Annotated in this window: 10 protein-coding genes and 1 pseudogene; 5 read left to right on the forward strand and 6 right to left on the reverse strand. The window is 71.5% G+C overall.

Translation table 11 applies throughout. The annotated features are described in order from the left end of the window. Positions 1–128: 128 nt before the first annotated feature. The 4 genes and pseudogenes from Q0937_RS09060 to Q0937_RS18015 all read left to right on the forward strand — a co-directional run. Positions 129–1,244: pseudogene (locus Q0937_RS09060) on the forward strand (thiolase family protein); the annotation flags it as partial. A gap of 379 nt (positions 1,245–1,623) precedes the next feature. Beyond that, complete coding sequence (locus Q0937_RS09065; protein WP_299302677.1) at positions 1,624–2,142, forward strand: gamma carbonic anhydrase family protein; 519 nt, start codon at positions 1,624–1,626, stop codon at positions 2,140–2,142. 711 nt (positions 2,143–2,853) lie between these two features. Next, positions 2,854–3,966, forward strand: coding sequence for an adenosine deaminase (locus Q0937_RS09070; protein ID WP_299302680.1), 1,113 nt, complete (start codon positions 2,854–2,856; stop codon positions 3,964–3,966). A 48-nt stretch (positions 3,967–4,014) separates the two neighbouring features. Beyond that, complete coding sequence (locus Q0937_RS18015; RefSeq protein WP_363323221.1) at positions 4,015–4,164, forward strand: KUP/HAK/KT family potassium transporter; 150 nt, start codon at positions 4,015–4,017, stop codon at positions 4,162–4,164. Here the strand turns inward: Q0937_RS18015 and Q0937_RS09075 are convergent. From Q0937_RS09075 to Q0937_RS09095, 5 genes are all read right to left on the reverse strand, one after another. Beyond that, entirely contained in the window at positions 4,128–5,414 is a 1,287-nt protein-coding gene (locus tag Q0937_RS09075; protein ID WP_299302683.1) for a glycosyltransferase family 4 protein, read from the reverse strand. The genes Q0937_RS18015 and Q0937_RS09075 overlap by 37 nt on opposite strands. After that, positions 5,411–6,016, reverse strand: coding sequence for a PRC-barrel domain-containing protein (locus tag Q0937_RS09080; protein ID WP_299302686.1), 606 nt, complete (start codon positions 6,014–6,016; stop codon positions 5,411–5,413). Before Q0937_RS09080 ends, Q0937_RS09075 begins: the two co-directional genes overlap by 4 nt. Before the next feature lie 373 nt (positions 6,017–6,389). Beyond that, entirely contained in the window at positions 6,390–7,280 is an 891-nt protein-coding gene (locus Q0937_RS09085; protein ID WP_299302689.1) for a TetR/AcrR family transcriptional regulator, read from the reverse strand. A gap of 21 nt (positions 7,281–7,301) precedes the next feature. Continuing rightward, on the reverse strand, positions 7,302–8,414 hold the full coding sequence (locus Q0937_RS09090; RefSeq protein ID WP_299302692.1) for an aspartate-semialdehyde dehydrogenase: 1,113 nt from the start codon (positions 8,412–8,414) through the stop codon (positions 7,302–7,304). After that, a complete protein-coding gene (locus Q0937_RS09095) occupies positions 8,411–9,793 on the reverse strand; it encodes an aspartate kinase (RefSeq protein WP_299302695.1) in 1,383 nt (460 codons plus the stop codon). The genes Q0937_RS09090 and Q0937_RS09095 overlap by 4 nt, the downstream gene beginning before the upstream one ends. 831 nt (positions 9,794–10,624) lie before the next feature. On the opposite strand from Q0937_RS09095, the gene Q0937_RS09100 reads away from it, so the two are divergent. Next, positions 10,625–11,812: a hypothetical protein gene (locus Q0937_RS09100; RefSeq protein WP_299302698.1), complete on the forward strand. Its 1,188-nt coding sequence runs from the start codon at positions 10,625–10,627 to the stop codon at positions 11,810–11,812. A gap of 91 nt (positions 11,813–11,903) precedes the next feature. Here the strand turns inward: Q0937_RS09100 and Q0937_RS09105 are convergent, their stop codons facing one another. After that, entirely contained in the window at positions 11,904–13,484 is a 1,581-nt protein-coding gene (locus Q0937_RS09105) for a mannitol dehydrogenase family protein (protein ID WP_299302701.1), read from the reverse strand. Between the last annotated feature and the right edge of the window lie 3 nt (positions 13,485–13,487).

A 13,487-nucleotide genomic window follows, 5' to 3' on the forward strand; every position in this document is an offset into this window, starting at 1 on the left:
CGGCGCGCCGGCGGGTGCCCGGCCCGCCGGCGGCGCGCCCCGCGGTGCCCTGCCACTGCACCCTGCCACCACACCTCGCCGACGCACCCGTCGGCTCTCTCCCCCGCACTCCACCGGAAGGCACCCCCATGCGCTCCAGCGAAGATCCGATCGTCGTCCTCGGCTATGCCCGCACCCCCGTCGGCTCCTTCGGGAAGTCCCTCGCGGGCGTGCCCGCCCACGTCCTCGGCGCGACCGCCGCGAAGGCCGCCCTGCAGCGCGCCGGCGTCGCGGCCGACGAGGTCGACGAGTGGGTGATCGGCTGCGTCGGCGCGACCGGGCGGGACGCCTACATCTCCCGCCGGGTCGCGATCGAGGCGGGCGCCGCGGTCACCTCCAGTGCGATGACCGTGAACCGGCTGTGCGGCTCCGGCATGCAGGCCATCGCGCTCGGCGCCGCCGAGCTGATGATCGGCGAGAGCGACATCGTGGTCGCCGGCGGCACCGAGAACATGTCCGCCCAGCCGTTCCTGGACTACTCCGCGCGGAAGGGCTACTCCCTCGGCGACCGGGTGCTGATGGACGGCACCTCGGCGCTGATCACCGACCCCTTCGACGAGGTGCCCATGGGCGTGACCGCCGAGAACGTCGCCGCGCGCTACCACGTCACCCGCGCAGAGCAGGACGAGTACGCGCTCGAATCCCAGCGCCGCGCCCAGGCGGCGCTGGCGTCAGGAGCCGTCGCCGCCGAGATCACCCCGGTGACGATCAGCGGCCGACGGGGTGAGACGGTGGTGGACACCGACGAGCACCCCCGCGAGGTCACCCTCTCGGCACTCGCCGCGATGCGCACCGTGTTCCAGCGCGAGGGCGGCACCGTCACCGCCGGGAACGCCTCCGGCATCAACGACGCCGGCGCCGCGATGGTGCTCACCCGCGCCTCGGTGGCTGAGGAGCGCGGGCTGACCCCGCTCGCGGAGCTGGTGGACTTCACCAAGGTGGGCATCGACCCGAAGGTCATGGGCTACGCCCCGAAGCCCGCGATCGAGAAGATCCTGCAGCGCAACAGCCTGCAGAGCAGGGATCTGGGCTGGATCGAGCTCAACGAGGCCTTCGCCGCTCAGGCCGTGCCGATCGTGCGCGATCTGGACCTGGATCCGGCGCTGGTGAACCCCCTCGGCGGAGCGATCGCCTGGGGCCACCCGATCGGTGCGACCGGCGCGATCATCTCCGCCCGCACCATCGAGAACCTGCGCGTGAACGGCCGCGAGCTGGGCCTGGCGACCATGTGCATCGGCGGCGGCCAGGCCGTGGCGAGCCTGTGGCGCGCACTGGGAGCGGCGCCTGACCCCCGAGCGGGCGTCGCGCCCCGCGCCTGCGCCCGCGTCCGCTCCCGTTCCCGCTCCTGCGCCTGCGCCTGCTCCCAGAGCGGTAATGTCGCCTCACGACCGATGGTGAGGCGAGCATCGGTCGCGGGGCCACAAAATCTGGCCCAACCCCCTCGCGTCCCGTGCGGGACGCGGGCCGTGCTTCGGCGGACGGGCGGACGGGCGGACGGTGCTGCGGCGGTTCGATGCACTGCCTGGCGGGGAGCACGTACCGTCGTGCCTGAGAACCTCACCCATCGGACGAAGGAGTACCGCTGTGACCACCATCGACTTCGAGGGCGCCGCGCCCCAGATACCAGGCTCCGCCTGGGTCGCCCCGAACGCCACCCTGATCGGGAAGGTGACCCTCGGCGAGAACGCGAGCGTGTTCTACACCGCCGTGCTGCGCGGGGACATGGACTCGATCAGCATCGGCGAGGGCTCCAACATCCAGGACGGCTGCGTCGCCCACACCGACGAGGGCTTTCCCGTGGTGGTCGGCACCGGGGTCTCGGTGGGCCACCGCGCCGTGCTGCACGGATGCACCGTCGAGGACGACTCCCTGATCGGCATGGGTGCCGTGGTGCTCAACGGCGCTGTGGTCGGGGCGGGCAGCCTGGTCGCCGCGGGCGCCGTGGTCACCGAGGGAATGCAGATCCCGCCCGGCTCCCTGGCCGCGGGAGTGCCCGCGAAGGTGCGCAAGGAGCTCGACGAGGACGCCCTCGAGGCGCTGCGGCAGAACGCCCGCACCTACGTCGAGCTCGCATTGAAGCACCGCGCGGCGACCGCCGGCTGAACTGCGGACCGGCGAGCCGGGAGCCGGGGTCTCGACCTCTTCCCCGGGCTCCTACTCCCCCGTCGGGGGCGGGGCAGAATTCTCCGGCGGCACTTCGGGGTCTTCCGGCGGCAGTTCGGGATCGACGGGGAGCCAGAGCGGCGCGCCCCCTCCGAGAAACGGCGGATCCGGGGGCGGAGGCGGAGTCGGCGGACCGGTGAGGGTCCCCCGAGGAGCGGCGGATCCGGGACCTCGGGTGCGGCCGGCGTGCTGGACGGCTCACCCCCGATCTCCGACGGTGCCCCTTCGACAGCACCCGGGCCGTCACCTGGTTCCAGCACGAGATCCGGTGCGGGCGGGGTCTGCGCCGAGGGCGGGCCTCCACCGCCGGGCAGCTTCTCGTCGGTCATGGAGTCCTGACGCGCAACGGTGTCGTCCTGGCCGGGATGCGTCATGCCCCGAGCCTTTCTCGAAGGAGGATCTGCCGACGCGATCGAGGAACGCGGGAATCGTCGCGTCCGCGAACTCCACGCACAAGGGAATTCCGAGTACGTCGCGAGAGCGATCCCGGTCACTGGTTCCGGGCCGAGAATTCACGTGCGTCACCTCCTGCGTCAGCGGTGTGCGGGATGCGGCTCCGCAACGCCTCGGTATCGAGCCCCTCACGACGGCGGCCGCGAGGGAGACTCCGACGGCGCGGACCCGCGGCGAACTCCCGCGTATCCTGCCTCGATGGACCTCACCCCCGTTCTCATCGGCGCTCTGCCGAAGGTCGCCCTCCACGATCATCTCGACGGCGGCCTGCGCCCCGAGACCGTGCTCGAGCTGAGCAGGGAGCTGGGCCTCGAGGTGCCCGGCAGCGAGCCCGCTGCCCCGTCGGCCCAGGCGGTCGCCGACTGGTTCCAGGCCGCGGCCGATTCCGGCTCGCTGCCCGCCTATCTCTCCACGTTCGACCGCACCCTCGCGGTGATGCAGACGGCCCCGCAGCTGCGCCGCATCGCCCGCGAGTTCGTCGAGGACATGGTCGCCGATTCTGTGGTCTACGCCGAGACCCGCTGGGCACCGCATCAGCACACCAGCGCCGGGCTCACCCTCGACGAGGCCGTGCAGGCCGTCCAGGACGGGCTCGACGACGGGGTCGCCGCCGCCGCACACGACGGCCGGCGGATCGTCGTGGGCCAGCTGCTGTGCTACCTGCGCCACCTCGAGCCCACCGACGATCTGGTCGAGATCGCGGAGGCTCGTCGTGACTCCGGGGTATTGGGGCTGGACCTCGCCGGCCCCGAGGCCGGATTCCCCGCCTCCCGCTTCCGGGCCCAGTTCGAACGCGCCCGAGCGGCCGGGCTGCGGGTGACGATCCACACCGGCGAGGCCGACGCGCCCTCCTCGATCGCCGACGCGATGGACTGCGGCGCCGAGCGGATCGGCCACGGCGTGCGCCTGCTCGAGGACATCACCGGCGAGGAGCTCGGCCCGATCGCTGCGCGGGTGCACCGCGAGCAGATCTGTCTCGAGGTGTGCCCCAGCTCGAACCTGCAGACCGGCGCCGCAGAAGACCTCAGCTCCCACGCCGTCGGCCCTCTGCACGCGCGCGGATTCGCCCTCGCCCTCAGCAGCGACAACCGCCTGATGAGCCGCACCAGCACGTCGCGGGAGATGACCCTGGTCGCGCGGGCCTTCGGCTGGAGCCTCGAGGACCTCGAGCAGGTGGTCCTCACCGGGCTCGAGAACGGCTTCGCCCCGGCGGAGCAGCGGCACGCGCTGCGGGACGAGGTCGTGCTGCCGGCGTTCCGGGCCGCGGCGCTCAGCGGTGAGGTACCCGGTGGCGAGGCACTGAGCGAGTAGGCCGCTTTCGCAGGGCGAGGAGGCGTCGATCGAGGCGCGCGCACGACCATCACCGGGGCCGAGGCGCTGTATGCGGCCATGGGCCTTTTCGGCCACCGTCCGCTCGCGCTGGCATGGGAGTGCCTGGTGCTGCCCGGTGGCGCGAAGCAGGTGGGACGGGGTCAGGCCCCGGTAACGCCGTGGAGGATCTCGAGGTAGCGGCGGGCGAGCACGTCGTCGTCGGCGTGCTCGGCGACCCAGTCCCTGCCGCTCGCGCGGACTCCGGCACGCGAACGCTCCGCGGCCAGCTCCCGCCACAGGTTGGTGAGTGCGTCGTCGTCCTCCGGCGGGAGCACATCGCCGGCACCGGCCTCGCGGACCACGTCGGCCGCCTCACCATCCAGCAGCGCGGTGATATGCCGGCCGGTGGCGAGCATCTCGTAGAGCTTCGAGGGGACGGTCCAGGCGAACGGCGCCCAGTCCCGCAGGGACACGACCACGGTGTCGGCCCAGGCGTACTGCGCACCGACCTCTCGGTGCGGGATCCTGGGGATCACCTCGACCGGGGCGCCGAGTTCATAGGCCAGCGCGGCGAGCGTGGGCGCCTCGACCCCATGGCCCACCATCCGCACCCGCACGTCCACGCCCTGCTGGTGCAGCGCCGCGGCCGCACGGACCACCGTATCCAGGCCCTGGGAGCGGCCCATGTTCCCCAGATACAGGCAGCGCAGCTCCGGATGATCCCCGGGCAGATGATCATGCTGCGGCCGGACCGAGGAGAGGTCGGTGCCGTTGCGCACCACCCGCACCGTCTCCACGCCCCGCTCCTGCAGCACCTCCGCGAAGCGTCCGGTGGTGGTGACGACGGCGCGAGCTCCGCTCTGCCAGCCGGTCACCTGATGATGCACCTCGCCCTTGACCAGTGCCACCGCCCAGGACAGGGCGCGGCGCAGCGCGCTGCGATGCACGGTGTGCGCCACCTCCGGGCTGAGGGCGCCGACGGGGCCGACGTGGGTGACCAGATCCGGCCACGCATCCCGCATCTCGACCACCAGGGGCACACCCCACAGCGACGCGAGCGTGCGCCCCACCATCAGGGTGGGGATGGCCGGGGCGGTGGCGATGATGACGTCGGGGCGGGTGCCGGGGCGGGAATAGCGGTGCCGGAGCCGGCGCAGCGCATCCGCTGCCGCGATCAGGTGATCAGCGGTGCGGGAGGCGATGTCCGCGCGGTGCGGGAGGAAGGCGGTGCGCAGGATCGTCTCGCCGTGCCGACCGGTCTCGACACCGCCCACCCGATGCATCCTGCGCTGTGTGGGCGTGGGGCGCCCGCTCGGGTAGTGAGGCACAGGGGCGGCGACGGTGACGCTGTGACCCGCGGCGATGAACCGCTGCACGAGCGCCGACCAGCGGCGCTGCGGCGCCCCGAACTCCGGGGCGTAGTAGTGGGTGAGCAGCAGCAGTCTCATGCGTCCTCGGCCGCCTTGCGGGCACCTCGGGTGGCAGGAGCGTCGACGTCGGCGTCATCGGTGGCGAGCCCGAGGGCCTCCGCAGCCGCACGCAGCATCTGCGGGGTGGCATGACCCGTGTCGGGAGGCCGCAGCCCGGACGTGGCGGTGGCGGTGTCGATCCGCAACCGCACCACGTCCGCAGGCTGAGAGCCCGCGGCCTCGGCACCGTCGGCGGGGGTAGTGGGGCGGGCGACAGTGGGCCCGGACGGGTCGATGGGGTCTTTGCCGTCGGCCGGGTCAGCGCCGTCGGCCGGACGTTCGGCGGGCAGAGCGGCGATCGCGGCCGACGGGATCAGGACGCTGCGAGCGCTGAGCTGACGCGGCATCACGGTGATCGCGGCGAGCTCCCCACCGGAGTCCTGCTGGTAGATGTCGCGCACGCGGCCCACGGTCTTCCCGTCGCTGCCGAGCACGGTCATCCCCGCCAGTCCCTGCAGGCGCAGGCGCCGTTCGGCCTGGCTGGTGCGCTCTGGACCGTCGGCCGCGGCCCGCTCTTCGGGGCGGCCTCCCGGCACCAGCGCGGCGGCACCGTCCTGCGTCCGGGCGACGCCCTCACGCACGGCGGAGTCGGCCCCTGGCGCGGGAATCCGAGGGTCTGCCGGACCGGAGGCAGGGTCCTCCGATGTCGCGCCAGGCCTCATCGATTTCTTCCGCAGGAGATCACAACCTGGGAGTCTACCGACCGGTCCCTTCCCGCCGCGACGTCCCGGCGAGATTGTTACCGCTCAGCATCCTGCCGCAGCAGCGTCACCCCTCGCGGACCTGCCCTCAGGAGCGTGAACTTCTGCGCCGCTCAAGACCGGTGTGGGTGGCCACACCAGTCGTCTGCGGCGCAGAAGTTGGACAGGAGCGGGGCGAGAGGGCGGCAGGCGCCGGCGGGAGGGCGCAGGCGCGGGCAGGAGAGCGGTGCCGCTGGGCCGATGCGCCTGCGGGTCAGCCGACCACCCAGCGGCGGACGAACGCCTGCACGTCCTGGATCGGGTCCGCGTCGGCCCGGTTCTGCAGCTCGCGCACGGTGTGCTCCCGCACCGCGAGGCTCAGCAGCAGCGAGACGATCGTGCGCGCCAGCATCTTCGGATCCGCGCCGTCGACCAGATGGCCGTGCTCCGCCAGACCCGTCAGCGCCTGCTCCAGCACATGCTCATGCACCAGGCGCAGCCGGGCGATGCGGAAGCGGCCCGGATGATCCGGGTTCACGATCTCTGCCGACAGCGTGGCCAGCAGCGCCATCGAGTGCTGCCGAGGATCCCAGGGGCCGGACAGCGCCGCGATCAGCGACTGCGGAGAGGTCTGCAGTGCGTCGGCCGAATCCAGCAGGCCCTGCGCGCTCGCCTCGAGACGATCGATCACGGCCCCGAGCAGCACCTCCTTCGAGGAGAAGTGGTGCAGCATCCCCGGATGCGAGATGCCCACCCGTCGCGAGATGTCCCGCAGGCTCGCCCCGTGATAGCCGCGCTCGGCGAACAGGGCCGAGGCGCTGTCGAGGATCGCCTCACGGCGTGAGGACCCCGTCGCCGGTGCCTCGCGCGAGGGCTCGCCCGGAGCGTCGGCCGTCTCCTCGTTCAGAGGCGTCCGCGGCGGGAGCGTGCCCACCGGAGCGTCGATCACCGGAGCGTCGATCACCGCGCGCAGTTCCTCGCCGATGCCCAGCTCGGTGGCGGCGATCGTGTCGAGGGTGCGCAGGGCGCGGGCCAGCGGATCCATGCTGAGGTTCAGGGATCCGCCGCCCGCAGCTTCCTCACCTGCACGGTCGGAGAACATGGCGGAAAGTGGTGCCGGTCCGGTGCCCATTCCGGGAGGGCCATTGGTGGCAGCGAGGGTCATCGACGTCTCTCCTTGATCATGTCAGCGCGCAGCGATCAGCTCCGCGATCTGGATGGCGTTCAGGGCAGCGCCCTTACGGAGATTATCCGCCACCGCGAACAGTACGAGGCCCTTACCCTCGGGCACCGACTGATCCTGGCGGATACGGCCCACGAACGTGCCATCCTGACCGGCTGCCTCGAGCGGGTTCGGCAGCTCGACCACGTTCACACCAGGAGCCGCAGCGAGCAGCTCACGAGCGCGCTCCGCCGACAGCGGCCGGTCGAACTCGGCATGGATCGCCAGCGCATGACCGCTCATCACCGGCACCCGCACGCAGGTTCCCGCGACCGGCAGCTCCGGCAGCCCCAGGATCTTCCGGGACTCGTGGCGGAGCTTCTGCTCCTCGTCGGTCTCACCGGAGCCGTCGTCCACCAGGCTTCCGGCGAGCGCGACCACGTTGAACGCGATGGGCTTGGCGTAGATGCTCGGCTGCCCAAGATCCACGGCCGAGCCGTCGATCGCGAGCTTCTCGACATCATCGACGCCCTTGCGGACCTGACCAGCAAGTTCCTTGACACCCTCGACCCCGGAGCCGGAGACGGCCTGGTAGGTCGCGACCTTCAGCCGGGCCAGGCCCGCCTCGTCGTGGAGGACCTTCAGGCTGGGCATCGCGGCCATCGTGGTGCAGTTCGGGTTCGCGATGATCCCGCGCGGCGGGTTCACCAGCGCCTCGGGGTTCACCTCGGAGACCACCAGCGGCACCTCGTCATCACGGCGGTAGGCCGAGGAGTTGTCGACCACGGTGGCGCCGGCGGCCGCGTACCGGGGGGCGAGGGCCTTGGAGGTCGAGCCCCCCGCGGAGAAGATCGCGATGTCGAGCCGGTTGCCGTCGGAGGTGATGTCCGCGGTCTCGGCGTTCTCGATGGTCAGCTCATGGCCGGCGTACTGGACGGTTTTGCCGGCGCTGCGGGCCGACGCGAACACCCTGATCGCGGAGTGCTTGACCGCCCGGTCGGCGAGCAGGGTGAGCATCACACGGCCCACCTGCCCGGTGGCGCCGACCACACCGATGACGGGCCCGTCGGCCGCATAACCGGGGGTGAGGGTGAAGTCGGGAGTGCTGGTGCTGGTGTCGCTGCTGCTGGTGTTCATCGTCCGGTCCCTCCGTAGACCACGGCCTCGGTCTGCTCGGCGTCGAGGCCGAACGCCGTGTGGATCACGCGCACCGCGTCGCTCAGCCGAGCCTGCTCGGTGACGACGGAGATGCGGATCTCCGAGGTGGAGATCATGTCGATGTTGATGCCGGCCTCGCCGAGCGAGCGGAACAGCAGCGCCGAGACGCCCGGGTGCGAACGCATCCCGGCGCCGACGATGCTGACCTTGCCGATCTGGTCGTTGTAGCGGACCTCGGTGTAGCCGATCGCCTCGCGCGCCTCCTCGATGGCCTTCAGCGCCGCGGGGGCGTCGGCCTCCGGGAGCGTCAGCGAGATCGCGACCGTGTCATCCACGGTCGAGGAGTTCTGCACGATCATGTCGATGTTCGCGCCGGAGCTGGCGACCACGTCGAACAGCATCGCCGCGCGGCCGGGGAGGTCCGGCACCTCGACCACGGTGATCTTGCCTTCGCTGCTGTCGTGCGCGACGCCCGAGATGATCGGCGCCTCGAGGCCGGGGGCTGCGAAACCGTCTGCTGCGATGTCGTCCATGGGGAGCTCCTTGGTCGGGTCGGCGGCGTCGCGTCGAACGACATCCGCGGTACGGAGGGTGACGTCGGGGTCGAGGGGGATCTCGCGCTCGGGATCGTCGGCGACGATCGTCCCCACGCGGCCCGAGTACGAGGAGCGCACATGCAGCGGCACCCCGTAGCGGCGCGCGTACTCGACGCTGCGGGCCATCAGGATCTTCGAGCCGTTGGCCGCCATCTCCAGCATCTCCTCGCTGGAGATCAGCGGCACTCGGCGGGCCGACGGCGCGATGCGCGGATCTGCGGAGAACACACCGTCCACGTCCGAGTAGATCTCGCACACGTCAGCACCCAGCGCCGCGGCGAGCGCCACTGCGGTCACGTCCGAGCCGCCACGGCCCAGCGTGGTGATCTCCTTGGAATCGTGCGAGACGCCCTGGAAGCCGGCGACGATCGCGACCGCGCCGTCATCCACGGCGTCCTGGATCCGGCCCGGGGTGACGTCGCGGATCTGCGCCCTGCCGTGGTCGCCGTCGGTGATCAGGCCGGCCTGCGAGCCGGTGTAGGCACGGGCGGTGACGTCCACGTTGTTCAGCGCCATCGACAGCACTGCCATCGAGATCCGCTCCCCCGCTGTGATCAGCATGTCCATCTCACGCGGCGGTGGATTCGGGGTCACCTGCTCGGCAAGGTCGATCAGCTCATCGGTGGTGTCCCCCATCGCGGAGACCACGACGACCACCTTGTGGCCGGCCTTCGCATAGAGGGAGATGCGCTTCGCGACACGCTTGATCGAGTCGGCGTCAGCGACGGAGGATCCTCCGAATTTCTGGACGACCAGGCTCATGGGGCAGGTTCCTTCACGGTTGGCGGCAGTCGGGGTGGTGCAAGCGGGGTGGTGCGGGCGAGCCTGCCGTGGGGCGGGCCCGGGCGGGACCGCTGGTGGGCGGGCCGTGGGTGGGCCTGCCGTGGGGCGGGCCCTGGGTGGGACCGCTGTGGGGCGGACCGGTGGGCCTGCCGTGGTGCGGGCCTCAGGCTGGATCGGTGCCGCAGGAATGCCCTCGTACCGCCGTACCGATGGGCGCTGCTCTCGCTCGCCCCGCACGGCTCCGGACCCCTGCAACCGGGCACCAGCCGCCACCCAGTCTACGAAAATGCCTGGTCCTGGCCACAGTGACCTCGACATCCGAGACAGGCCCCCTGGTCAGCGCGATTCAGCGCCGTGACCAGCACAACATCCCGCCGGGCGTGGCGGGCGAGGAGCCAGCACCCCGGATGCGCTATCCCCTCCTGCACCCCTCCCGGACGGCCCTCACCTCACTCGGGTGCAGCCCGGGTGCGCCCGGGCTGCGCAGCAGGTGCGCCCCGGGTGCGCAGCAGCCACGTTCTGTCGCCAGGCGACTCATGTCAGCAGACGGATCGGTCCTCTGCCGCGCAAAAGATCGCCGCGCTGCGCCGTGGGCCGCGTGGGCGGCCCGAGGGCGTGCCCGTGGGCGGCACTGGGGCGCGCCTCTGGGTGAGCTCGAGGGCGTGGCTGGGGCACCCGCGGGCGCTGCACACGCGGGTGCCGTTGCGGCGGGCGTCGCGCGGTCGCCACTGTTCCTCCACAGTGCGGAGTCGTCCCCACTGCGGGTCGCCCCGCAGCGCCGGCACCGGCCGAGCACTACTGTCGGGCGCCATGCGAGCCACACCGCTCCCGCCAGGAGCCCTTCTACCCCGCGCCGAGTGGCGTTCCCTCGGAGTGTCCTCGAAGCGGCTCGCGGGCCCCGCACTGACCACGATCTTCCACGGCTACTCGACGCCCACGGCCGCTCCGGCCACGGTGAACACGATGTGTCGCGTGCTCCAGCAGAGCGTGGTGCCAGGTGCGGTGATCAGCCATACGACCGCCGCGTCGCTGATGGGAATCGCCCTTCCGTGCTGGATAGATGGCGCGATCGGAGCTCTGACCAGCGCCGCGTACCTGGATGGCGGCGTCTTCACCGTGCCGAGCACTCTGCCCCTCGTCCCGCACCTCGCGGGAGAACTCGCGGGAGGACAGGTTCACGACACACCGTCGGCCTGGACCGAGCGCTTCGAGTCCGGCCTCCCGCTCCAGGGCCCCGGCCCTTCCTTCGGTCCACCAAGGGCGTCCAGGCCCTTGAAGGCACCGCCGGTGCTGCATCTCCGGGTGGACTCGGGAAACCAGAGATCCGCCGGCCTGTACGTGACCGTGCACCGGACGTCTCCCCGCCCTGCGTTCGCCTGCGGCGGTCTCGAGCTGTCCCACCCCTACATCGTGCTCCTCGAGCTCGCCCGCCTGCTCGAGCACGATGACCTCGTGATCGCGATCGATTCCCTGGTCTCCCGGGAGCCGCACGTGCGGGGTGCGACTCTCGACGGGATCATCGCCGCGGCCGAGACCTACGGTTCGCTGTGGGGAATCGCCGCTCTTCGGAAGGCGCTGCGCGTTGCGCGCCCGGGCACCGACTCTCCCGGCGAGACGCGAACTCGGCTCCTGCTCATGCGCGCCGGCTTCCCCGAACCGGTCATCAATCACCCGGTGCGCGACTCGGACTCGTCCACGATGCGGTACCTCGACCTCGCCTACCCGGAACTGAAGATCGCGGTCGAGTACGACGGCGACTATCACCGGCTCAGCAAAGATCAGTGGCGCGAAGACGAGGCCCGCAAGGACTCGCTCGCTTCCGAGGGATGGACCATTCGCACGCTCACCGGCCGGGATATCAAGGCGCCGTCGCGACTGCTCTCCGCCCTGCATCGCTCGTTCAGCCAAGCGGGGGCGCCAGCGCCTCCCGAGAGCAACTGGGCGGGGCGGGCCGGAGCACGGCTCGGCCGTTCACTCGCCCCGCCGAGCCGCCGCTGACCCCGCCCCCACCTCACGAAGTTCTGCGCCGCGGGCGACCGATGCGGGTCCCGGCATGAGTCGGGGGAGGCGCAGAAGGTGACCCTCAGCCTCAGCCGGCGACGAGCTCCGTGAGGAGAGCGCGGGCGCCGCGGCTGCGGAGCATCTCGAGAGCGTGGAGGTAGGGCGTGGTGAAGGCGTCGTGCTGGACCAGGTCGCCGAACAGCTCCTCGTCGCGGAGGAAGGCGAGCGGGTCCACGGCGTGCCGGGCGGCGGCGGCCATCACGCGGTCGTGGAGGCGATCCACCACGGGCCACTGCTCACCGTTCTCGCCGGTGCCCTCGGCGTAGCGCGCCCAGGAGGCGACGATCGCGGCGGAGGCGGAGACGTCCCTGCCGGCGGCGAGGTTCTCCTGGATGACGGGGACCAGCCAGGTGGGGATGCGGTCCGAGGACTCGGCGGCCAGACGGGCCAGGGTGTCCTTGACCTCGCGGTTCGCGAAGCGGGCCATCAGCTCGTCCTTGTAGGCGTCCAGGTCGATGCCGGGCACCTCGGGCACCGCGGGCGTACCTTCGTGGTCCATGTACAGCACCCTCGTGAACGGAGCGAGGTGCTCATCGACCGCGGCTTCATCGGCATAGGTCAGTCCGAGCAGCAGACCGAAGTAGGCGATGGCCTGGTGGGAGCAGTTCAGCAGGCGCAGCTTCATCAGCTCGTAGGGCTCGACATCCTCGACCATCTGCACCCCGGCCTCCTCATAGGCGGGGCGGCCGGCAGGGAAGTGGTCCTCGAGCACCCACTGCACGAAGTCCTCGCTGACCACGGGCCAGGCGTCCTCGATGCCGTAGTCCGAGGCGATCCTCGAGATGTCCTCGGGCGCGGTGACGGGGGTGATGCGGTCGACCATGCAGTTGGGGAAGGCCACCTCGGACTCGAGCCAGTCGGCGATCGGGGCGTCACCATGCAGTCCGTTCTCGTCGCGGCGGCGGGCGTAGGCGAGGATCATCTGCTTCGCCAGGTCACCATTGCCGCGCACGTTGTCGCAGGACATCACGGTGAACGGCGGCACCCCAGCCTCGCGACGGCGGCGCAGGGCCTCGACCACGTAGCCGAACATGGTGCGCGGGTGCCCGGCGCGGTGTGCGGTGTTCGCACCGGCGCCGTCCTCGCCCGCGCTCCCGGCGGCCGCGGCCCCTGCGCTGTCGAAGCGGGTGGAGAGGTCCGCGGCGACCGCCTCGGTCCCGTACTGGAACTCTCCCGTGGAGGGGTTGTAGTTGTACCCGCCCTCGGTGACGGTCAGCGAGACGATCCGCACCGCCGGGTCGGCCATCTGGGCGAGCACGGCCTCGGGGTCGTCGGGGGCGAAGAGGTACTTCGCGATGGAGCCGACGATGCGGGGATCGCGGGTCCCGTCGGGGGCCTTGGTCACCAGCGTGTACAGGCCGTCCTGCGAGGTGAGGGCATCGCGCATGCGGGAATCACCTGGCAGCAGGCCCACGCCGCAGATCGCCCAGTCACGGTCGCGGCCGGCGTTCATCAGCCGGTCGAGGTACATCGCCTGGTGCGCGCGGTGGAAGCCGCCGACGCCGAAGTGGACGATGCCGATCCTGCGCTCATCCGGTGAGTACCCGGGCACCGCGACGTCGCCGCGAGTACCGATCTCGGACAGGGTGGAGGCGTTCAGCGCGGTCATGGC

This window comes from uncultured Brachybacterium sp., from assembly GCF_947500705.1.
Classification (GTDB): Bacteria; Actinomycetota; Actinomycetes; order Actinomycetales; family Dermabacteraceae; genus Brachybacterium.